This window comes from Leptobacterium meishanense (assembly GCF_037645805.1).
GTDB classification, from domain to species: domain Bacteria; phylum Bacteroidota; class Bacteroidia; order Flavobacteriales; family Flavobacteriaceae; genus Leptobacterium_A; species Leptobacterium_A meishanense.
Window position 1 is genome coordinate 227,576 of the sequence record NZ_JBBEXE010000002.1, and the last position, 21,263, is coordinate 248,838.

At 36.6% G+C, this 21,263-nt stretch carries 19 protein-coding genes; 9 read left to right on the plus strand and 10 right to left on the minus strand.

Annotated elements, in window-relative coordinates; genetic code table 11:
* Positions 1–2: 2 nt before the first annotated feature.
* Genes WBG21_RS03180 through WBG21_RS03190 form a run of 3 tightly spaced genes read right to left on the minus strand, consistent with a single transcriptional unit; the run spans position 3 to position 2,483 of the window.
* On the minus strand, positions 3–974 hold the full coding sequence (locus tag WBG21_RS03180) for an MlaD family protein (protein ID WP_340074735.1): 972 nt from the start codon (positions 972–974) through the stop codon (positions 3–5).
* Between the two features lie 7 nt (positions 975–981).
* On the minus strand, positions 982–1,710 hold the full coding sequence (locus WBG21_RS03185) for an ABC transporter ATP-binding protein (RefSeq protein WP_340074737.1): 729 nt from the start codon (positions 1,708–1,710) through the stop codon (positions 982–984).
* 8 nt (positions 1,711–1,718) lie between these two features.
* The gene (locus tag WBG21_RS03190; RefSeq protein ID WP_340074739.1) at positions 1,719–2,483 is read right to left on the minus strand and encodes an MlaE family ABC transporter permease; all 765 of its coding nucleotides are present in this window, start codon (positions 2,481–2,483) and stop codon (positions 1,719–1,721) included.
* A gap of 210 nt (positions 2,484–2,693) precedes the next feature.
* Here WBG21_RS03190 and WBG21_RS03195 point away from each other — a divergent pair, with 210 nt between their 5' ends.
* Complete coding sequence (locus WBG21_RS03195; RefSeq protein ID WP_340074741.1) at positions 2,694–3,119, plus strand: VOC family protein; 426 nt, start codon at positions 2,694–2,696, stop codon at positions 3,117–3,119.
* 219 nt (positions 3,120–3,338) lie between these two features.
* Positions 3,339–3,548, plus strand: a complete 210-nt coding sequence (locus tag WBG21_RS03200; RefSeq protein WP_340074743.1) for a YgaP family membrane protein — start codon at positions 3,339–3,341, stop codon at positions 3,546–3,548.
* A 168-nt stretch (positions 3,549–3,716) separates the two neighbouring features.
* Here the strand turns inward: WBG21_RS03200 and WBG21_RS03205 are convergent, their stop codons facing one another.
* From WBG21_RS03205 to WBG21_RS03220, 4 genes are all read right to left on the minus strand, one after another.
* Entirely contained in the window at positions 3,717–5,747 is a 2,031-nt protein-coding gene (locus tag WBG21_RS03205; RefSeq protein ID WP_340074745.1) for a M13 family metallopeptidase, read from the minus strand.
* A 111-nt stretch (positions 5,748–5,858) separates the two neighbouring features.
* The gene (locus WBG21_RS03210) at positions 5,859–6,743 is read right to left on the minus strand and encodes a bifunctional 5,10-methylenetetrahydrofolate dehydrogenase/5,10-methenyltetrahydrofolate cyclohydrolase (protein WP_340074747.1); all 885 of its coding nucleotides are present in this window, start codon (positions 6,741–6,743) and stop codon (positions 5,859–5,861) included.
* Between the two features lie 17 nt (positions 6,744–6,760).
* Positions 6,761–8,089, minus strand: a complete 1,329-nt coding sequence (gene ffh / locus WBG21_RS03215) for a signal recognition particle protein (RefSeq protein ID WP_340074749.1) — start codon at positions 8,087–8,089, stop codon at positions 6,761–6,763.
* Between the two features lie 169 nt (positions 8,090–8,258).
* Positions 8,259–10,028, minus strand: a complete 1,770-nt coding sequence (locus WBG21_RS03220; protein ID WP_340074751.1) for a hypothetical protein — start codon at positions 10,026–10,028, stop codon at positions 8,259–8,261.
* 122 nt (positions 10,029–10,150) lie between these two features.
* Here WBG21_RS03220 and WBG21_RS03225 point away from each other — a divergent pair, with 122 nt between their 5' ends.
* The 3 genes from WBG21_RS03225 to WBG21_RS03235 are packed head-to-tail and all read left to right on the plus strand — an operon-like array spanning position 10,151 to position 14,165.
* A complete protein-coding gene (locus tag WBG21_RS03225; RefSeq protein ID WP_340074753.1) occupies positions 10,151–10,663 on the plus strand; it encodes an RNA polymerase sigma factor in 513 nt (170 codons plus the stop codon).
* A 60-nt stretch (positions 10,664–10,723) separates the two neighbouring features.
* Positions 10,724–11,632, plus strand: a complete 909-nt coding sequence (locus WBG21_RS03230; RefSeq protein ID WP_340074755.1) for a FecR family protein — start codon at positions 10,724–10,726, stop codon at positions 11,630–11,632.
* Positions 11,622–14,165 (plus strand): TonB-dependent receptor, encoded by a 2,544-nt coding sequence (locus tag WBG21_RS03235; RefSeq protein WP_340074757.1) that lies wholly within the window; start codon positions 11,622–11,624, stop codon positions 14,163–14,165. Before WBG21_RS03230 ends, WBG21_RS03235 begins: the two co-directional genes overlap by 11 nt.
* A 9-nt stretch (positions 14,166–14,174) precedes the next feature.
* Here the strand turns inward: WBG21_RS03235 and argS are convergent, their stop codons facing one another.
* The gene (argS, locus tag WBG21_RS03240; protein WP_340074759.1) at positions 14,175–15,950 is read right to left on the minus strand and encodes an arginine--tRNA ligase; all 1,776 of its coding nucleotides are present in this window, start codon (positions 15,948–15,950) and stop codon (positions 14,175–14,177) included.
* 160 nt (positions 15,951–16,110) lie between these two features.
* Here argS and guaA point away from each other — a divergent pair, with 160 nt between their 5' ends.
* Genes guaA through WBG21_RS03260 form a run of 4 tightly spaced genes read left to right on the plus strand, consistent with a single transcriptional unit; the run spans position 16,111 to position 20,503 of the window.
* Positions 16,111–17,640 (plus strand): glutamine-hydrolyzing GMP synthase, encoded by a 1,530-nt coding sequence (guaA, locus tag WBG21_RS03245; protein ID WP_340074761.1) that lies wholly within the window; start codon positions 16,111–16,113, stop codon positions 17,638–17,640.
* 15 nt (positions 17,641–17,655) lie between these two features.
* On the plus strand, positions 17,656–19,572 hold the full coding sequence (locus WBG21_RS03250; protein WP_340074763.1) for a LysM peptidoglycan-binding domain-containing protein: 1,917 nt from the start codon (positions 17,656–17,658) through the stop codon (positions 19,570–19,572).
* The gene (locus tag WBG21_RS03255) at positions 19,569–19,973 is read left to right on the plus strand and encodes an OsmC family protein (protein ID WP_340074765.1); all 405 of its coding nucleotides are present in this window, start codon (positions 19,569–19,571) and stop codon (positions 19,971–19,973) included. The genes WBG21_RS03250 and WBG21_RS03255 overlap by 4 nt, the downstream gene beginning before the upstream one ends.
* The gene (locus WBG21_RS03260; RefSeq protein WP_340074767.1) at positions 19,970–20,503 is read left to right on the plus strand and encodes a DUF922 domain-containing protein; all 534 of its coding nucleotides are present in this window, start codon (positions 19,970–19,972) and stop codon (positions 20,501–20,503) included. The genes WBG21_RS03255 and WBG21_RS03260 overlap by 4 nt, the downstream gene beginning before the upstream one ends.
* A gap of 59 nt (positions 20,504–20,562) precedes the next feature.
* Here the strand turns inward: WBG21_RS03260 and rplT are convergent, their stop codons facing one another.
* Complete coding sequence (gene rplT, locus WBG21_RS03265; RefSeq protein ID WP_340074769.1) at positions 20,563–20,907, minus strand: 50S ribosomal protein L20; 345 nt, start codon at positions 20,905–20,907, stop codon at positions 20,563–20,565.
* Positions 20,908–21,009: 102 nt separating this feature from the next.
* Positions 21,010–21,207, minus strand: coding sequence for a 50S ribosomal protein L35 (gene rpmI / locus WBG21_RS03270; protein WP_340074771.1), 198 nt, complete (start codon positions 21,205–21,207; stop codon positions 21,010–21,012).
* Between the last annotated feature and the right edge of the window lie 56 nt (positions 21,208–21,263).

Sequence of the window (21,263 nt, forward strand, 5' to 3'; positions counted from 1 at the left end):
CGCTATTCTTTTTTATTTTTCTTCTCTAATCTTCTGAAATAGCCCCTGAAAAGAAAATTGTGCTTCAGTGCTTCCATGTTCTCATTAAACCGTTTACTGCCTTCGTTGATGTTTTTCATGGTTGAATCCAATCGCTGTACAAAGATAGGATCATTAGCTAGGTAGTTAATAGCCCCTTCCCCTTCTTCTATATTTTTAAGGATGGTATTCAAATTTTCTGTAGCAATAGTGATCCCTTCACTAGAGCTATGCAAATTGGTAATCAATGATTTTATCTGCTTTCCAGAAACAGTATCGCTTAAGAGGACACCAGCTACAGTTTCTTTATAGTCTACTGAAGCAATTATTTTGTTAAGTGTATTGATAGAGTAGGCAGCTTCTTTACTTGTAACTTTTAAGTTGGTAATGGTTTGTTTTAGGTCAGCTGCCATTATAGTGTCGTTTAGGAGGATCCCAATAGTACCCTTCCCTTCAACAATACTATTAGTTATTTTTAAGAGGTCAGCTGTTAGGGTTGCTGCATTTTCATTGGTTACGCTTAAGGTATTTAGAATATCATCTGTCCGGACTTTGTTATAAGAACGGATAGTATCTCGAGGAGCTATTGCAGTGCTTTTACCTTCGCCCGGTATGATATTAATAATCATGTTGCCCACAAGCCCGTCAGAACCTATAGCAGCCACTGCGTTCTTTTTTATATGCTTTATCATTTCCTGCTCTATGGTCATTGTAACAATGATAGTTGAATCATTTAGCATTTCAATATTGTTGACATTTCCTGTATTAATACCGGAATACCGAACATTATTGCCCAAACGAAGACCATTTACATTATTAAAAACAGCATAGATTTTAAATGTTTTTTCAAATAAGTTTTGTTTATTCCCGATCAAATAAGAAGCTATTGCTATAAAAACAAGCCCAATAATAACAAACATTCCAAGTTTTATTTTTTCGGAGGCAGATTTATTCATGTATCTTTTATTTAAAAAACGCTTTTACTTTTTCATCGCTTGACGAAGATAGTTCTTTAAAAGTACCTTCGGCATAATTAATTCCGTCAACCAAGAGAATCATCCGGTTCGAAATAACCCTGGCACAATCTACATCATGGGTAATAATGAGTGATGAAGTATTGTATTTTTTTTGAATCCGCATCATTAACAGAATAATTTCCTTGGCTGTTATAGGATCAAGCCCACTGGTAGGCTCATCATATAAAATAATTTTAGGTTTTAGAATAAGTGCCCGTGCTAAAGCTACCCGCCTTTTCATACCACCTGAAAGTTCAGCCGGCATTAAATCTACGGCATGTACCAAACCGACATTTTCTAAAGCTTCCATCACTAATGCATCTGAATCGGTACCTTTCTGAATAGATCTTCTCATTGGAAATTTAAGGTTTTCACGTACCGTCATAGAATCATATAAAGCACTTCCTTGAAAAAGGAACCCAATTTCTGTACGTAGGGAATCCAATTCTTCCTGATTTAGCCCTACAATATTTCTTCCCATAATTTCAATACTTCCTGCATCGGGTTGCAGTAGACCGACCAAACATTTGATCATTACTGATTTCCCCGAGCCTGATTTGCCCATTACGACTAAATTTTCTCCTTCGTGTAGCTGCATATCAAAACCTCTGAGTACATGGTTGTCACCAAAATGTTTTATTAGTCCTTTTATGTTAATTACAACCTTTTGTTTCATATTCCTGATTACAAATCATAAAAAATATCCGCTACAAATACAGCAATGAAATCTATGATAAATATAAGTATGGATGCTAGCACTACAGCAGTGTTTGCCGCAATGCCCACACCAGCAGTGCCTTTTTTGCAATAATATCCCTTAAAACAGCCTACCAAACCAATGGCAAATCCAAAAAAGAAAGATTTAACGATGGCCGGAATTATATCACCATACTCCAATGCGCTAAATACTTTATTGAAATAGAGTTGAAATGATACATCTCCTTTGGTGCTTTCTATAAGATAGGAACCATATAAAGCAAAAACATCACCAAAAGCAACAAGGATAGGGAGCATCAATGTAGTTGCCATGATCCGGGTCACTACAAGATATTTAAAAGGATTCGTTCCGGATACTTCCATAGCATCTATTTGCTCGGTAACCTTCATTGAGCCCAGTTCTGCACCAATCCCCGAGGCTACACGCCCGGCACATATCAATGCTGTAATCACAGGACCTACTTCTCTTACAATAGCGATACCAACCATATTGGGCATCCAAGAAACAGCTCCAAATTCTATGAGTGTTGGGCGTGTTTGCAATGTTAGTACCAGTCCAATAATAAAACCGGTCAAACCTACTAATGTAAGCGATCGGTTTCCTATCTGGTAACTTTGCCGGAGTAGTTCGGCAAACTCGTATGGAGGTTTTACGGCCTCTCTCATGAAACGGCCGGCAAAGAAGGACAACGCTCCAACTTCAACAAAAAATGCTTTAATTTTTTTATTCATAAATCAACTTATGAAAGCACAATCTTACGTTAAGGTATTAATATTTTTGAATATAAAAGAACAATACAGTAGATAAAATGATCAATATCATAAAAGATACCGGTAAGAACCTTCTAATTTTGCATTAAAATAAAAAAGTAGAAAACTTTAGAGGGAGGGATTGATTGATTTGCTTTTTTTATATTTTTATTGTTATTAAATATATAAAAAATGACATCTGTAAATCCTTTTCATATTGCTATTCCGGTTCATGATATAGCGGAATGCAGAACATTTTATAAAGAAATCATTGGTTGTGAAGAGGGTCGCAGCAGTGAACATTGGGTTGATTTTAACTTTTTTGGGCATCAATTGGTGATTCATTATAAACCTGTGGATGCAACTTCGAAAACACATCATAACCCTGTTGATGGGAAACATGTTCCGGTACCGCATTATGGAGTAGTGCTGCCATGGGAAGTATTCCATGTATTTGCAGAAGATTTAAAGAAGAAAGGGGTTACATTTATTATAGAACCGTATATACGTTTTGAAGGCCAGGTTGGGGAGCAAGCTACAATGTTTTTTAAGGATCCTTCTGGGAATGCACTTGAATTTAAGGCGTTTAAAGATATTGATCAGTTATTTGCTAAATAATCATTTTAACTTTATGTTCTTTTGAAAGAAGGTTAAGGAACTTGTTTTGTGCCACTTATGTTACACAATAACTCATTATAATGATGGATATTTGTTAGATAGCATTTCAAATGAGAAAAAACACACTAAAATTAATATTGGTCTGTCTTTTATGTATTACGATTATAGCAAGTGTGGTTATAATAGTGGAATCTTTTGTATAACTAAATCAAATAAATCATGAAAAAAAATATGGGAAATGCGGATAGGATAATCCGTTTCATTGTTGCAGCCATAATAGTGGCACTTTACTTTACACATGTAATTACAGGAACTTTGGGAATCGTTCTACTAGTGGTAGCAGGCGTATTTCTACTAACTAGTTTTGTGAGCTTTTGCCCGCTTTATGCACCCTTTGGCATAAGCACCTGCTCTGTAAAGGAGAAGTAAGGAACAAATAAAAAAATAAAACTGTCTGAAAAGTGATTTTTTTTGTCAATTCGAGCGCAGTCGAGAATTCTATAATTGTCGATAATTAAATATTTCGTCCCGATAGCTATCGGGACGCTCAATATGACATATTTGGAGCTTTCATGATTTTTCAGACAGTTTCTTTTATTACCAAATCTTTACCCGCTCCTCAGGAGATAGGTAGAGTTTGTTTTCCGGTTTCACATCAAAAGCTGTATAAAATTCAGGTACATTTCTAACAGCACCATTTACCCTAAAATATCCAGGTGAGTGTGGGTCGGTCTTCACTTGCACTCTTAATGCTTCATCTCTATACTTTCCTAAAAATGCTTGGCCATAACCAATGAAAACACGTTGTTCCGCTGTAAACCCATCCATAACGGGCCCTTCTTCACCTTCTAAAGACATTTTATATGCCTTTAAACCAATACTCAATCCGCCAAGGTCACCAATATTTTCTCCAAGTGTGAAGGCACCATTTACATAAACACTATCCAGAACTTCAAACTGATTGTATTGTTCTACTAATGCACCTGTACGTTTTTTAAATTCTTCTTTATCAGCATCTGTCCACCAATTTCTCAGCATACCATCTCCATCAAATGTACTGCCTTGGTCGTCAAAACCATGTCCTATTTCATGGCCAATCACAGCACCAATGGCTCCATAGTTAATTGCGTCATCAGCATTCATGTCAAAGAAAGGTGGTTGCAAAATGGCTGCAGGAAATACAATTTCATTTAATGTTGGATTGTAGTATGCATTTACCGTCTGTGGAGTCATTCCCCATAGCTCTTTATCAATAGGACCTCCCAAACGGTCTATTTGTCGATTATACTCTACGATACTGGATCGTTTAAGATTGCCAAACAAGTCTTCTGCATCAATATCCAGTTTAGAATAATCTTTCCATTTGTTTGGATAACCAATTTTTGGTGTAAACTTGCTTAATTTATCCAAAGCTTGCACTTTGGTAGAATCACTCATCCAGTCCAATTCTTTAATGCTTTCCTCATATGCTTTAAGTAGGTTGCCCACCAATCCTTCCATACGCTCTTTTGCTTCCGGTGGAAAATAGTGTTCTACATATACTTTTCCCACGACTTCTCCCAATACGCTGTTTACCGTAGCAACACCTCTTCGCCACAGGGGACGTTGTTCCTCTACACCTCGCAATTCTTTACTATAGAATTCAAAATTTTGCTTATCCATGGCTTCCGTAAGCCTTGAAGCTGTACCATTGATTAGACCCCATTGTAGGTATGTTTTCCATGTAGCAATAGGAGTAGCCTTAATGATATCATTTAATGCTTTAGTGTAATCGAGCATTCCTATCCCTAGTTTATCTTGTTTTTCCAGTCCGGCTTCTTTCATAAAATTCCCCCAGTTAAAGTCAGGCATTATCTCAGGAAGCGCTGATACACTAAACATATTGTACAGTTTCTGGATGTTTCGGGTATCCTCCTTTTTCATATGTTGTTCAGCAATGGTAGTTTCCAACGCCATAATGGTTTCGGAAGCTTTTTGCCCATTTTTCAATCCGGCTAAATCGAACATTTTTGCTACATGGGCTACGTATTTTTCACGTATTTCTTTTGATCGGGCATCTTGGGCTAGGTAGTACTCTCTTTCAGGAAGGCCTATACCTCCTTGCCATGCATATACAGTATAAATAGTAGGGTCTTTAAAGTCTTGGTATACAAAGATGCTTAGTGGCACAGCGTATCCTACCTTATTGGCATAAGCAAAATACGTAGCTAAATCATCATAATTGGTTATGGTTTCAATTTTAGCTAATTCTTCCACTAAAGGGGCTGTGCCTATTTCATTTCTTTTGTCCATATTGGTATAGGACTTATATAGATCCCCTACCTTTTGTTCATTGGAGCCTTTTTCAAAAGTACCTGCGGCAGATTCTTCGATAATTTTTTTGACATTTTCCTCAGAGTTGTCCCTAAGAATATCAAAGGCTCCATATCTTGATTTATCAGCAGGAATTGCTGTTTTTTCCATCCATGTCCCGTTAACATATTTGGTAAAATCATCTCCCGGATTTACAGAAGTATTCATGTTTTCTAACATAACTCCGGAAGTTAATGCTGTTTTTTCTTCTTTTTGGCAAGACCATAGGAAGGCGATGACCAAAGAAAGAAGGCTTACTAATTTAATTTGTTTCATAATTTGTTGTTATTACTGTTTAATTTATGACACTATTATGTAGCTGTGAAAGCTAAAAAGTTACAAAAAAGAAGTAAAAAACTTGCTTTTTTTAACATTTTGAGATTGTATTCATTCAACTGATCTGTGTTGTTCTCTGGCTAACAAGGTATTTTTTAGAAGCATGGCAATGGTCATAGGGCCTACACCTCCAGGAACCGGGGTAATGTAACTTGCTTTTTTACACACGTTTTCAAAGTCAACATCACCTACTATTTTGTAACCTTTTAGTGCGGATTCATCAGGAACACGGGTAATCCCTACGTCGATGATGACGGCATCGTCTTTGACCATTTCTGCTTTTAAAAAATTGGGAACTCCCAATGCGGAAATAATGATATCAGCTTGTGAGGTGATTTGGGTAATGTTTTTGGTGTGGCTGTGGGTAAGTGTAACGGTAGAATTTCCAGGAAATCCTTTTCGCCCCATTAGAATACTCATGGGTCTGCCCACAATATGGCTTCTGCCTATAACCACGGTATGTTTTCCTTGTGTTTCTACTTGGTATCGTTCCAATAATTCCAAAATCCCGAAAGGAGTGGCAGGGATAAAAGTACTCATGTCTAATGCCATTTTCCCGAAGTTTGTGGGGTGAAATCCGTCCACATCTTTATCAGGGTCAACTGCCATAATTACTTTTTGGGTATCTATTTGTGGAGGTAATGGTAATTGTACAATGAACCCATCTATATCTTTATTTTTATTGAGTTCGTCAATTTTTCGGAGGAGTTCTATTTCTGAGGTGGTATTGGGCATTTTGACGAGTGTTGATTCAAAACCAACACGTTCACAGGCTTTTACTTTACTGCCCACATAGGTAAGGCTTGCACCGTCATTGCCTACCAAAATAGCGGCTAGGTGAGGTACTTTTTCTCCACGCGCCTTCATTTCAGCAACTTCCGTTGCAATTTCTTCTTTTATTTGATTGGATATTTTCCTTCCGTCCAGAATAGTCATTATGGTGTTTTTTAGTTTTATCGCATTCGGTTCATCATCTGCATCATTTTTTTGCCTCCGCCCCCTTGCATCATCTTCATCATTTTGCTCATTTGGTTGAACTGTTTCAATAATTGGTTGACTTGCTGCACACTTGTACCGCTTCCTTTGGCAATCCGTGCTTTTCTACTACCATTTATAACAGTGGGTTGTGTGCGTTCTTTTAAAGTCATGGAATGGATAATGGCTTCAATGTGTTTGAAAGAATCATCGTCAATATCAACCCCTTTCATGGCCTTTGCAGCTCCGGGGATCATTCCGACGAGGTCTTTCATATTTCCCATTTTTTTTATCTGTTGAATTTGATTCAGGAAATCGTCAAACCCAAATTGATTTTTTGCAATTTTTTTGTGCAGTTTGCGGGCTTCTTCTTCATCAAATTGTTCTTGTGCACGTTCTACGAGCGAAACAACATCTCCCATACCTAGGATCCGGTCAGCCATTCGAGAAGGGTAGAACACATCGATGGCATCCATTTTTTCACCGGTACCAATAAATTTAATAGGTTTATTGACTACAGATTTGATAGAGAGGGCTGCACCACCTCTTGTATCCCCATCAAGTTTGGTGAGGATTACACCATCAAAATTCAAGACATCATTAAATGCTTTCGCGGTATTGACAGCATCTTGCCCTGTCATGGAATCTACCACAAACAATGTCTCTTGCGGCTTAACGGCTTTGTGAATATTGGCAATTTCTGTCATCATTTCCTCATCTACCGCGAGGCGCCCGGCAGTATCTATAATGACTACATTATGGCCGTTTTTTTTGGCGTGTGCTACGGCACTTTTAGCAATGGCTACCGGATTCTGATTGCCTTCTTCTGAATAGACTTCAACGCCTATTTGTTCTCCGACAACATGCAATTGGTTGATAGCTGCAGGGCGGTACACATCACAAGCAACAAGGAGTGGGTTTTTTGTTTTTTTGTTTTTAAGGTAGTTAGCTAATTTTCCTGAAAAAGTGGTTTTACCGGAACCTTGTAGCCCTGACATGAGGATGATGGATGGGGTTCCGGACAAATTGATTCCGGCGGCATCGCCTCCCATGAGTTCTGTAAGCTCATCTTTTACAAGCTTCACCATTAACTGTCCCGGTTGCAATGTGGTCAATACATTTTGGCCGAGGGCTTTTTCTTTTACAGTGCTGGTAAACTCTTTAGCAGTTTTATAATTGACATCAGCATCTAATAAAGCCCTACGTACTTCTTTGAGGGTTTCAGCAACATTTATTTCCGTGATTTGTCCATGTCCTTTGAGTACATGTAGGGCTTTGTCTAGTTTTTCACTTAAATTATCGAACATACTAACTTCTGGTTTTGAAGAAGTGCAAATTTAATGATTTACAGGCTATTTGAGAATTAATTTTTATGGAAGTGGTATACTAAAAAGAAAAGACTGCTTTTCTATAAGAAGCAGCCTTTTGAGTCGGCAGATTTAAAAACCTTTACCGATAACCTAAAACACTATATTGTTATATTTTTTCAAGAACAAGTATAGCTTCTACAGAACCATCATCTGCAAAGTCTCTCAGTTCAATTCTGTTAGCATCCGTTTCTATAATATCCCATCTTTTATTTAACTCATTGTATGGTGCTCCTAATTCTGAGTTGAGATAGAATTTTAATTGATTATCATCATCTCTTAATGTGAGCCAGGAACCAAATGAAAGTCCTTGACCAATTGCAGCAGCAAAGCCTCCTGTTTTTCCAAAATAATCAAAATCAAACTGAAGCCCGCTAAACATATTTGTTTCATCTACACCTTTATCTATGTATTGTGTCAACTCCCATACACCATTGCCCATATTAGTTCTTATGTCAATCAGGTCTGCATCCGGATCATTTTCGCAGAAGCGTTTTAGAATCAATTCGTCACCAAACTTGGTTAATATTATCTTATCATTTTCCACTCTGGTAGGAAGCCATCCACCACCATTAAACTCAGGTGGAGATGCGGTAATAAAAAAGATAAAAAGTTGATCTGGAGCTGCTCCTTCGCTAACGGACCAAGTTCCATTAATAAGTTCTCCTTTTTCACGAAGTTTGGCAGAGCCTCCATTTTCAAATGATAATGGAACTCCAATATATTTGTCTTCATAATTGATACCACCAATTAGTGCTTTTGAAATTACCCAAAAACATTCAGTAGTAAGCACAGCCAATAAATCATCTCTTGTATAACTGTCGGCTAGTATATCACAGTTTTGTCTTAAAATGATTTCATCCCCACCTTGTGTAGTAAATAATTCTATTTTATCTGCACTAGGGCTATTAACTAACCACTCTAATGTTAAATCATCTAGGGTATTAAAGATGAGGTTTAAAAGCACACCATCATTAGTGATAGAAGTTTCCCATGTGCCATTAAAAGTATCACCTACTAAGTTTTTAGCAGTTACAGTTCCGCCATCTGAAAATGTTAGCAGAAACTCTTCGTACTGGTTATCTAAGTTGATCCCATTTCTTTTTATATCCTTAAGGTCCCAAGCACATTCTATTAAAAGAGCATCTATGGCGTCCTTAGTAAAGTCATCATCGTTAAAGTTGTTATCATCATCTTCATCACAAGTGTTTTTTGCACTTTCTAAAGCATTTTTCAGTTCGTCATTGTTATTAACAATTGCTTCAGATTCATCAAAGAATTTTATAGTAACTGGGAATTGCAGGCTTATTATTTCATTTTCTTCAAGATTTCTAATGAAGATATGTAATTGTTTGTCATTTTCAAGGACAATGGTTCCTGTATTTTGACTATTGGTGTCAAATGTAAAAATGGTGATAGGGTATATAAAATCGGCACACTCTATATCATCATCATCCCCTCCTTCTATACATTGATCAACAAAAGTGTCTAGTTGGCTTTGGGTTTCAATAACAACTTCTGAATAATCTGTTAATATGATAGTAATCGGAAAGGTAATGTCCAGATTGTCTTCATCGTCATTAAACTCATCAAAAATAGCTTCTATGACATCAAAACCTTCTTCAGAATCAACAATTACCTCCAACCCATTGGCGTTAACAGTCACAGGAAGAGAAACACTTATACAACTGGCACCGTCAATAATATTGTCAAAAGAACCATCTTTGCTCGTTAGTTGTTCAATTAGGATAGCTGTGGTAGAGTTAGCAGGAATGATGTCGTCTTTATCTATGTCTATTTTTTCTATACGTATTTCATCCTGACATGAAATAAACATGAGTGATAGAAAAAATGATAGGAATAAAAATATATTTCTCATTAATTAAAAAATTGGCTAAAAATTAGGTTGTTATATAATAAAACAATTTAAACTAAAAAAACCCTAGTAGAGAACTATATAATTTTAAATATATTTGCTTGCGGCGCCCTTAACCTATTTTTATGAAGCAAATAAACGATCATGTTTGTAACGAAAAAACCTTTCAAGCAGTTTTTATAAAAAATGCAACAACTATCAGGAATTTTATTTTTTATAAATGTGGCAATGAAGCTAAGGCAGATGATATTGTACAGGATGCTTTTGTGAAGCTATGGCAAAACTGTAAAAAAGTATCTCCGAAGAAGGCCAAATCTTTTTTATATACAGTAGCCAATAATCTTTTTTTGAATGATATAGCACATCAAAAAGTAGTATTAAATTATCAAAAAAGCAACCATACACTGCATTCTAATGAAAACCCTGAATTTGTATTGGAAGAGAAGCAGTTCCATGAAAAGTTACAAAATGCGATTAATAAATTAACGGAGGCACAACGAGAGGCATTTTTGTTGAATAGGGTTGATGGTAAAAAATATAGTGAAATAGCCGATATGATAGGAATTTCTGTGAAAGCGGTTGAAAAAAGGATACATGGCGCATTGCAATCGCTACGAAAAGAAATCGAAAAAATTTAAGTAGAAAGGGTAGGGTAAATTAACATAAGCATGTTATATTAATGTAAAGGGTCTCAAATAATGAAGACAGAAAATTATTTAGCGAAATGGCTTTCCGGACAGCTTAGTGAAAAAGAGTTGACAGCTTTTGAAAAATCTCCTGAGTATGCTTCTTATGCTAAGATTATTTCGCATACCGATAAGTTACATGCCCCTGATTATGACCTTGAAGAAGTCTATGAATTAGTTAAGCAACGTACAACAGAGGTTTCACAACCAAAAGTTATCCGGCTGAACCCTTTTAAAAAATGGCTGCAAATAGCTGCGGTTTTTGCTGTTTTACTCGGAGCCTATTATTTTTTAATACTCAGAGATATTACTGTTACTACAGGTTATGCAGAACATACCACTTTTTTGCTTCCAGATAATTCGGAAGTAACACTGAATGCAAAGTCAAAAGCATATTACAATAAAAACTCATGGGATGATAAAAGGAGCATCACTTTAGAGGGTGAAGCCTTTTTTAAAGTAACCAAAGGGAGTACCTTTGACGTATTAACCGATAAAGGAAAAGTTACCGTGGTAGGTACGCAGTTTACAGTAACGGATAGGGATAGTTTTTTTGAGGTAGTCTGTTTTGAAGGAACAGTAAAGGTATTTTATGGAGAAAAAAAGACAATGCTTACACAAGGAGAAAGTTTTAAGATATACAATGGAGCATCTGTTAGAAAAAAAAGTATAGTATTGAAAAGCCCTTCATGGATACATAATGAAAGCATATTTAAAAGTGTACCATTTCGTTATGTGCTAGATGAAATGGAACGCCAATATAATATTACAATCAATACTCAGGGAGTTGATCAAAAAAGCTTTTTTACAGGAGGGTTTACTCATGATAATTTAGAAATGGCATTGAAGTCAGTTTGCATGCCGCTACAGTTAAAATATATAATTAAAGATCCAAAAAATGTAGTGTTGTATGCAGAATAGGGTTCTATTCAAAACAACTTTGTTGTTGTTTGTTTTTTTGACTTCTTTCTCTGCAATTTCTCAAACGAATGAAGAAAGGGAAGAGCCTTTATCAATAGTATTGTCAAAGATTGAAACAATTTTTGATGTGAAATTTTCCTATCAAGATGCCACCATAGAAGGTGTTTATATTATTCCCCTAAAAGAATTCACAACATTAGATGCTGCATTAGCATCTCTGAAAAAGGCTACTTTTCTAGATTTTGATAAGGTAGACGAACGCTTTATTGCTATTACCAAGTCTATAAACAGTGTAGAAACAATTTGCGGTACTGTCCGGGATATAAAAACAAATACTGTTTTAACAGGAGCTAGTATTCAAATTCTTAATGGCATACAAAGTGCCATATCTGATGATAAAGGGGGGTTCACCTTCAAGAACATACCTATAGATGCTATTTTGATCATTAAATATTTAGGATATGAGCCTGTTGAAATCTCTGTGCGAAGGTTTGTACAGCAAGGGAACTGTTCAGCAGTATATATGTTACCGAAAACCCAGCAATTGGACGAAGTAGTCATTGTCAATTACTTGACGCGTGGGGTCAATCAAAAAATAGATGGGAGTATTACATTGACACCCTTGGATTTTGGAATTCTTCCGGGGCTTTCAGAACCGGATGTTTTGCAAACCATACAGGCACTTCCCGGAATTGAAAGTGTAGATGAGACCATTTCCAATATCAATATTCGGGGAGGGACACATGACCAGAACTTGATTTTGTGGGACGGGATCAAAATGTACCATACAGGCCATTTTTTTGGCCTTATTTCTGTTTTTAACCCATATCTTACTGAAGATGTAGACGTGATAAAAAACGGCACCAGTGCTATGTATAATGATGGTGTATCGAGTACGATTAATATGCAGACCCGAAACCAAGTAGCAGAGAAGTTTTCCGGGGGAGCAGGTTTTAATTTGTTAGGAGGTGATTTTTATGCGATGATTCCATTGGGAGAAGGATGGTCTTTTCAAGCTTCTGCGAGGCGTTCTTTTACAGATTACATTACCACGCCCACTTTTGAAGAATTTTTTCAGCGTTCTTTTCAGGATACTGAAGTCATTGAGAATGGAAATACTGTTGAAAGAGATTTGATAGGCGATGAGAAATTTCTTTTCTATGATTATACGGCAAAATTATTATTTGACCCTTCTGATGATGATGAGGTACGATTGAGTTTTATCAATATCAATAATGAACTTTCCTATGAAGAGTTTGGGTTGAATACCAATTCTAGTGAGACCAGTAGTTTGAATCAAACCAACCTTGGTATTGGGGGGAATTGGAAACGAAAATGGTCGCGAAGGCTATCTACTGAACTCTCGGGATACTACACCCGCTATAATATTGATGCTGTTAATTTTGATGTGGACAATGCCCAGCGACTTATCCAAGAAAATGAAGTTATGGAGTCAGGGGTTAAACTAACGTCAGAGTATGTCAATAATAATATAGCTATTCAAACCGGTTATCAATATTATGAAGTGGGGGCCACTAGTGCTGTAGACGTTAACAACCCGACCTTCATTCAAATAACCAAAGATGTTTTAAGGAACCATGCTTTATTTAATGAAATTACCTATTCCAATGATCGCACCTATGCGAGAATTGGAGGACGGCTTAATTATGCTGAGAAATTTGGGAAATTCATCGTAGAACCTCGATTAAATGTAAATCAAAAATTGACTGAGACTATTTCAGTTAAGGTTCAAGGAGAGGTTAAAAGCCAATTTATATCACAAGTCATTGATTTACAAGAAGATTTTTTGGGAATAGATAATCGACGTTGGTTATTGACCAATGAAGAAGAATTGCCTATCATTACCAGTATGCAAGGCTCGGTAGGTTTTGATTACAACCATCAAGGATGGTTAGTAAGCTTAGAAGCTTATTATAAAAAGGTAGACGGGATCACTACGCAAAGCCAAGGGTTTCAAGACCAAAATCAATTTGTGAACACTATTGGTGAATACCATATTAAAGGGTTGGAATTTTTAATCAATAAAAAAACAAACTGGTATAGTACTTGGTTGACCTATTCATTGGCCAAAAATGACTATACATTTGCAGGACTCTCCCCTTCCATATTTCCAAACAATGCTGATATTCGTCATTCAGTCACGTTTGCGGGAACGTATAGGGTAAATAGACTTAAGCTAGCAGTAGGGGTTAATTGGCGAAGCGGTAAACCGTTTACCCAACCTTTAGGAAATGACCCTATTAATGAAGATATAGTTCCTGTTTCAATCAATTATGAGAGCCCAAATGCTGAAAATTTAGATGACTTTTTAAGGGCAGATGTATCTGCGATCTATAATTTTCCATTAGGAAATAAAGTATCGGCTACGTTAGGAGCTTCTGTACTTAATGTGTTGAATAAAAAGAATACATTGAATACATATTATAGGATTGCAGAAGGCCCTATAGTACAACAATTAGAAAGTCAATCATTGGGAATAACACCCAATATAAGCTTTAGGATAAAATTTTAGTATTTTTATTTACATACGTTCCGGAACATCAATCCCTAATAACTGGAACGTAGTTTTGATGGTTTCTCCCACTTTTTTAGAAAGCTGTATCCTAAATTTTTTCTGCGTTTCGTCTTCAGCACCCAGAATAGATACATTTTGATAGAAAGAATTGAACTCCTTTACTAAATCATAGGTGTAATTAGCAATAACAGCAGGGCTATAGTTTTCCGCAGCATGTTGAATAACTTCAGGGAGAAGTCGCAGCTGTTTTATAAGCAACTTTTCTTTTTCATCCAACTCAATTTGTAAAATATCACCAGCGTAATCAAAATCCGCTTTTCGTATAATAGACTGTATCCTCGCGTACGTATATTGAATAAAAGGCCCTGTATTCCCTTGAAAATCAACCGATTCTTTAGGATCAAAAAGGATACGTTTTTTAGGGTCTACTTTCAGGATATAATACTTTAAGGCGCCTAAGCCAATAATTTTATGCAATTTTTCTTTATCAGCCTCTGAATAACCATCGAGTTTTCCTAGTTCAGTGGAGATTGTTTTAGCAGTTGCCGTCATTTCATCAATCAAATCATCTGCATCTACTACGGTTCCCTCACGGCTCTTCATCTTCCCTGATGGCAGGTCTACCATTCCATAGCTAAGATGGTAAAGGTTTTTAGCCCATTCAAAACCTAATTTTTTAAGAATGAGGAACAAAACCTTAAAATGATAATCTTGTTCATTGCCTACGGTGTACACCATGCCCCCCACATCCGGATGGTCTTTTACACGCTGTATGGCTGTTCCGATATCCTGTGTCATATAAACCGCTGTTCCATCTGCTCGCAAAACTATCTTTTCATCCAACCCATCTTCTGTAAGGTCTATCCACACACTACCGTCTTCCTTTTTATAGAAAATGCCTTTTTCCAGCCCTTTCGTAACAACATCTTTTCCTAAAAGATAGGTGTCACTCTCATAATAATAGGAATCAAAATCAACACCTAAATTTTTATAGGTCACCTCAAAACCATTATATACCCATTGGTTCATCATTTTCCATAAACGCACAGTTTCTTTATCCCCGGTTTCCCATTTTCGGAGCATGTTTTGGGCTTCTACCAAAATAGGCGCTTCTTTTTCGGCCTGTTTTTTGTCTTTACCACCAGCAACCAATTGTTCAACCTCTGCTTTGTAGGCCTTATCAAAGGCTACATAATAATTACCTACTAGTTTGTCGCCTTTTAATCCAGTAGATTCAGGCGTTGCTCCATTCCCGAATTTTTTCCATGCCAACATGGATTTACAGATATGGATACCTCTATCGTTTATGATTTGTGTTTTGTATACTTTTTTCCCACTGGCTTTTAATATTTCTGCTACCGAATAGCCTAATAAGTTGTTTCGAATATGGCCTAAGTGCAATGGTTTGTTAGTATTGGGAGAAGAATATTCTACCATTACCGCTTTATTGTCAGACGGCTTATGTAGGCCATAAGCTTTATTTTTTCGAATACCACTGAAAAAATTCAAATAAAAACGATCAGCAATCACCAAGTTCAAGAACCCTTTTACTACATTGAACCGTGTAACTTCTTCTACTTGTATTACTAAATACTCACCAATAGCTTGCCCAATTTGTTGAGGGTTTCCTTTGATGATTTTCAGCATAGGGAAGATTACTAATGTAATGTCACCTTCAAAATCTTTTCGAGTAGCTTGAAACTCAGTCGTTTCAATAGCTACACCAAATAGTACTTGAACAGCTTCTTTAACTTTTTGTGATAAAATATCTTGAATGTTCATGAATTTTCTTTTCAAGTAAGCAGGTGCAAAGATAGCTATTCTTTTAGATAGCATTTATGTATGTGATGTTTTCTAGTAAGGGTGCTATATTAAAAAAAGCTTTAATAAAATATTTAAAAAATGACCTATCATTTTTTACCATTAAATGCTATTTTTGCACATGCAACACAATGTCCTTATCCTTGACTTTGGCTCACAATATACACAACTGATTGCCCGAAGGGTTCGCGAGCTGAACATTTTCTGTGAAATTTATCCGTATAACCACTTCCCTGAAGACATTTCAGGTTTTAAAGCAGTTATCTTATCAGGATCTCCCTTTTCTGTGAGGGGAGAAGATGCCCCTCATCCCGATCTTTCGGAGATAAAAGGGAGAATACCATTGCTGGGGGTGTGTTACGGAGCACAATATTTAGCCCATTTTAATGGAGGAAATGTAACACCATCTAATACTCGCGAATACGGGCGGGCTAACTTATCTTTTATTGAAAGCAAAGAACCCTTTTTCAAGAACATTTCAGAAGGGAGCCAAGTATGGATGAGCCATAGCGATACGATCAAAGAACTTCCTAAAAATGCGGTTCGTTTGGCAAGTACTGTTGATGTGATTAATGCAGCTTATAAAATAGAAGGAGAAACCACGTATGCAATCCAATTTCACCCGGAAGTATATCATACTACAGATGGGAAACAGTTACTGGAGAACTTTTTGGTACACATAGCAGGAGTTAAACAAACGTGGACACCGGATAATTTTGTAGACATGACCGTTGCTGATTTAAAAGCTCAAGTTGGCAATGATAAAGTAGTTTTAGGGCTGTCAGGAGGCGTTGATTCTACTGTAGCGGCTGTTTTATTACATAAGGCTATTGGTGGCCAATTGCATTGCATATTTGTGAATAATGGGCTGCTTCGTAAAAATGAGTTTGGGAATGTGCTAAAACAATATGAGGGAATGGGGCTCAATGTAAAAGGCGTAGATGCTTCGGCACGCTTTTTGGATGCATTAGCAGGGATTGATGACCCAGAAATGAAACGGAAGGCCATAGGCCGTATGTTTATTGAAGTTTTTGATGATGAGGCACATCATATAGAGAATGTGAAGTGGCTGGGACAAGGAACGATTTATCCTGATGTGATAGAATCAGTTTCCGTAAAAGGTCCTTCAGCTACCATCAAAAGCCATCATAATGTGGGTGGATTGCCCGATTTTATGAAACTGAAAATTGTAGAACCACTCCGGATGTTGTTTAAAGATGAGGTACGAAGGGTAGGAGCTTCTTTAGGGATTGATGGGGAACTTTTAGGAAGGCACCCCTTTCCAGGGCCCGGATTGGCCATCCGGATTTTGGGTGATATCACTGCTGAAAAAGTACGCATATTGCAAGAAGTAGATGCCATTTTCATTGATGGATTAAGGAACAATGGGTTGTACGATAAAGTATGGCAGGCAGGCGCGATATTGTTACCTGTAAACTCAGTAGGTGTAATGGGCGATGAGCGCACATATGAAAAATGTGTAGCCCTGAGAGCTGTTGAAAGCACAGATGGAATGACGGCTGATTGGGTGCATTTGCCCTATAACTTTTTACAAAAAGTCTCAAATGATATAATAAATAAAGTGAAGGGCGTTAATAGAGTAGTATATGATATTAGCTCAAAACCGCCCGCAACCATTGAATGGGAATAACCAAAGCTTAAACATATGAACCGACTTTTAACAGTGATCGCTTGCATAATGATGAGTATTTCTGGATTGTATGCACAACAGTTCAAGACACATGCAGTAAAGTCTGGAGAAACTTTAGAAAGTATTGCAGCGTATTATAAAATTGCCCCTGCTGATATATTGAAGCTGAACCCTGAAATAGAAAATGGAGTCAGACCCAATACGATTCTGATCATTCCAAAAACAACTCCGGCAGTTAATAATGTGCCGACCAATATTATATCTGCAACTCCCGAACCAGTTGGCTTTAAGGAACATAAAGTAAAGCGAAAAGAAACCTTGTTCAGCATCTCTAAGAAATATGATGTATCTATTGATGCTATCAAAAAATACAATAGGGAACTTTATAGCCAAGAGCTAAAAAAAGGAACCTATATACGGATACCTGAATTTCAGAAAAATACTAGTGTAGTAGAAGAAAACCATCCTATAATTATCGATAGCACCCTTATACATATTGTATTGCCCAAAGAAACCAAGTGGGGTTTGGCAAACAGTTATGGAATTACCATTGCCGAATTGCAAAAGATGAATCCTAAAATGGGTGATACCTTGAAAATAGGAGATACGCTACATTTACCTAAAATAGAGAAACAATTGAGCATTGTGTCTTCAGATGAATATGTTTTTTATCAGGTAAAACCTAAACAAACGATGTTTTCACTAACGCGGAAATTAAATATTTCCGAAGAAGTGTTAGATTCCTTAAACCCCGAACTGAAAAATGGTCTTAAGGCAGGGATGATTTTGAAACTCCCCAAAGAGAAAGCAGCTGGGTTTGATATAAAAAACTCACTTGTTATAGAACGATTTTCGCTTATAGACAGTATAAACCCTCAATATAGGCCTAACCTCGCTTTTATATTGCCTTTCCGGTTGAATAAAGTTGAACTGGACTCTGTTGATAAACTTAAAGAAACGTTTAGGGATAACAAGCTGTTAAACTATTCATTGGATTTTTATACAGGGGCATTAATGGCTTTCGATTCTATAAAGAAACTGGGAATATCAGTAAATGTCAAAGTATATGATAGTGAAGCAAGTGAGGTTAAAGTATCAAGGTTGTTAGCTCTTGGTAATTTCAGGAATGTCGATGCCATTATAGGGCCTTTTTACCCTAAACCATTCAATACTGTATCAAAAACGGTAAATATCCCTGTTTTTGCACCGGTTTCTAGTAAGAATGTGGCCATGAATGAGAATGTTTTGTTAACCATCCCTAATGAAGAGGTCTTATATGAAAGAATGGTGAACTATATGGAATCACGAATAGGGGACAGTAACCTTATCATCATTGCCGATAAAAACAACCAACCTACAAAAGAGCGATTATTGAACAGGTTTCCTTCAGCAGTTTACTTAGACCCTACGGATGATCAGTTTATTAAAATAGAAGATATTCAACCACTACTGTCTGCAGAAAACAACAACTGGGTAGTGGTAGAAACGCAAAGCATTTCCTTGTTGGCCAACATTACATCGGTACTCAATTCTGCTTTGACGGAAGAATGTAATATTATGCTGTTCACTACGAATAAAAACAGTGCATTTGATAGTGATAATATATCAAATGTGTACTTGTCTAATCTAAAGTTCCATTTCCCTACAGTAGATAAAAAAGCACCTGCGACAGATCCTTTTTTAAAAGCATATGAAGAAGCGTACCATGTAATTCCCACACGTTATGCTATCAGGGGGTTTGACTTGACCATGGATATTTTATTGCGATTGGCCTATGAGCAAGATGTTCACAAATGGCCGGAAAAGATAAGTGAGACAGTATATGTAGAAAATAAATTTAATTACAACCGGTACTTTTCCGGAGGCTACTACAATACCGCTTCTTATATAGCGTATTACGAAAACTTAGAATTAAAGTTGATTGAACAATGACCTCAAAAGTAACCTACGAAGGTAATTTAAGAACGCGTTGCACGCATATACGTTCCGGTGACGAATTTATCACAGATGCTCCTATTGATAACAACGGAAAAGGGGAGGCTTTTTCACCAACAGACACCGTAGCCACTGCATTAGCTAGTTGTATGTTTACTGTTATGGGGATTAAAGCCCAGAATATAGATATAGATTTGACAGGAGCTATAGCATCTGTAACCAAAATAATGGCTTCAGATCCCAGAAGGATATCGAAGATACTAGTAGTGTTTGATATTCCTGTTTTTACTTCTGAGAAGAACCAAAAAATATTGGAGCACACAGCAAATACCTGTCCGGTGTTTTATAGTTTACATCCTGATATAGTGATGGACATACAATTCAATTGGGGTGTATGAAGTATTTCTCTCTCATACTACTAGTAGCATTTAGTTTTTTTGCTCCTCCCGAAGAGGAAATCGTATGGAGTGAAGCGTACCGGCTTACATGGAAAGATTTCAAAGGAACACCTCGTTACAATACAAGTGTAGTGGCTATGACAGCATCAGGGATTTCATATGATTTGTCAGCTACCATAAGAAGTGAAAATGATATTGTTGTCGATTATAAAGTGGTAGCTTCTTTTTATCCTGATCACTCATGGTATAATCCTGATAGAGTAGATGCAGTTGTTTTAGCCCATGAGCAATTGCATTTTGATATTACAGAACTGCATGCCCGGAAATTTCGGAAACACTTAAGTGAAATGTTATTTACTGAAAATGTAAAGCGGGAAATAAAAGCTATATACAACCAAATAAATAAAGAACTAAAGAAGATGCAAGAGTTATATGATAGTGAATCTGATTTTTCTATGAATGCCGAAGATCAAAAGGAATGGCAAGAAAAAATTAAAGATCAATTAGACAAATTGGATGCATATAAATAAAAAGCTGCCTAAAATATTTTAGGCAGCTTTTTAAGTGAAATAATATTCGGTTAAACAGGCTACTTAACTTTGTTTACGATTGCTTTGAACGCTTCAGGATGGTTCATTGCTAAGTCAGCTAAAACCTTTCGGTTAAGTGTAATGTTATTAGCTTTTACTTTTCCCATGAATTGAGAATATGACATACCATGCATTCTTGCACCGGCATTGATACGTGCAATCCATAAAGCCCTGAAAGAACGTTTCTTGTTTCTACGGTCTCTGTAGGCATACTGCATTGCTTTGTCAACTGCATTTTTAGCAACCGTCCAAACATTTTTACGTCTTCCGAAATAGCCTTTGGCTTGTTTTAACACTTTTTTTCTTCGTGCCCTTTTGGCAACTGAATTTACAGATCTTGGCATAATTTTTATTTTTTTGTAGCAGGCGTTCTGTATTAATTTCAGAATCTTCAATAGCCTGACTCCAGGGTTATACAATAATTTATTGAACCAACTTTGAACAGCTTATTTTAAACGTAGCTGTTGTTTTACGTTATTTTCATCACTTTCGTGGACTAGTGTTGAGTGTGTCAACGCCAGCTTACGCTTTTTTGATTTTTTTGTCAAGATATGACTTTTAAAAGCGTGTTTTCTTTTAATTTTTCCAGAGCCGGTAAGCTTAAACCGCTTCTTTGCGCTGGATTTTGTTTTCATTTTAGGCATTTCTTCCTAGTTTTAATTATTTCACTTAATCTATTCCTGAAAAATTACTCAGGATT

Bases quoted from the DNA above. Each gene is read 5' to 3' on its own strand.
- WBG21_RS03180 (WP_340074735.1), bottom strand. From the start codon at position 974: ATGAATAAATCTGCCTCCGAAAAAATAAAACTTGGAATGTTTGTTATT.
- WBG21_RS03185 (WP_340074737.1), bottom strand. From the start codon at position 1,710: ATGAAACAAAAGGTTGTAATTAACATAAAAGGACTAATAAAACATTTT.
- WBG21_RS03190 (WP_340074739.1), bottom strand. From the start codon at position 2,483: ATGAATAAAAAAATTAAAGCATTTTTTGTTGAAGTTGGAGCGTTGTCC.
- WBG21_RS03195 (WP_340074741.1), top strand. From the start codon at position 2,694: ATGACATCTGTAAATCCTTTTCATATTGCTATTCCGGTTCATGATATA.
- WBG21_RS03200 (WP_340074743.1), top strand. From the start codon at position 3,339: ATGAAAAAAAATATGGGAAATGCGGATAGGATAATCCGTTTCATTGTT.
- WBG21_RS03205 (WP_340074745.1), bottom strand. From the start codon at position 5,747: ATGAAACAAATTAAATTAGTAAGCCTTCTTTCTTTGGTCATCGCCTTC.
- WBG21_RS03210 (WP_340074747.1), bottom strand. From the start codon at position 6,743: ATGACTATTCTGGACGGAAGGAAAATATCCAATCAAATAAAAGAAGAA.
- ffh (WP_340074749.1), bottom strand. From the start codon at position 8,089: ATGTTCGATAATTTAAGTGAAAAACTAGACAAAGCCCTACATGTACTC.
- WBG21_RS03220 (WP_340074751.1), bottom strand. From the start codon at position 10,028: ATGAGAAATATATTTTTATTCCTATCATTTTTTCTATCACTCATGTTT.
- WBG21_RS03225 (WP_340074753.1), top strand. From the start codon at position 10,151: ATGAAGCAAATAAACGATCATGTTTGTAACGAAAAAACCTTTCAAGCA.
- WBG21_RS03230 (WP_340074755.1), top strand. From the start codon at position 10,724: ATGAAGACAGAAAATTATTTAGCGAAATGGCTTTCCGGACAGCTTAGT.
- WBG21_RS03235 (WP_340074757.1), top strand. From the start codon at position 11,622: ATGCAGAATAGGGTTCTATTCAAAACAACTTTGTTGTTGTTTGTTTTT.
- argS (WP_340074759.1), bottom strand. From the start codon at position 15,950: ATGAACATTCAAGATATTTTATCACAAAAAGTTAAAGAAGCTGTTCAA.
- guaA (WP_340074761.1), top strand. From the start codon at position 16,111: ATGCAACACAATGTCCTTATCCTTGACTTTGGCTCACAATATACACAA.
- WBG21_RS03250 (WP_340074763.1), top strand. From the start codon at position 17,656: ATGAACCGACTTTTAACAGTGATCGCTTGCATAATGATGAGTATTTCT.
- WBG21_RS03255 (WP_340074765.1), top strand. From the start codon at position 19,569: ATGACCTCAAAAGTAACCTACGAAGGTAATTTAAGAACGCGTTGCACG.
- WBG21_RS03260 (WP_340074767.1), top strand. From the start codon at position 19,970: ATGAAGTATTTCTCTCTCATACTACTAGTAGCATTTAGTTTTTTTGCT.
- rplT (WP_340074769.1), bottom strand. From the start codon at position 20,907: ATGCCAAGATCTGTAAATTCAGTTGCCAAAAGGGCACGAAGAAAAAAA.
- rpmI (WP_340074771.1), bottom strand. From the start codon at position 21,207: ATGCCTAAAATGAAAACAAAATCCAGCGCAAAGAAGCGGTTTAAGCTT.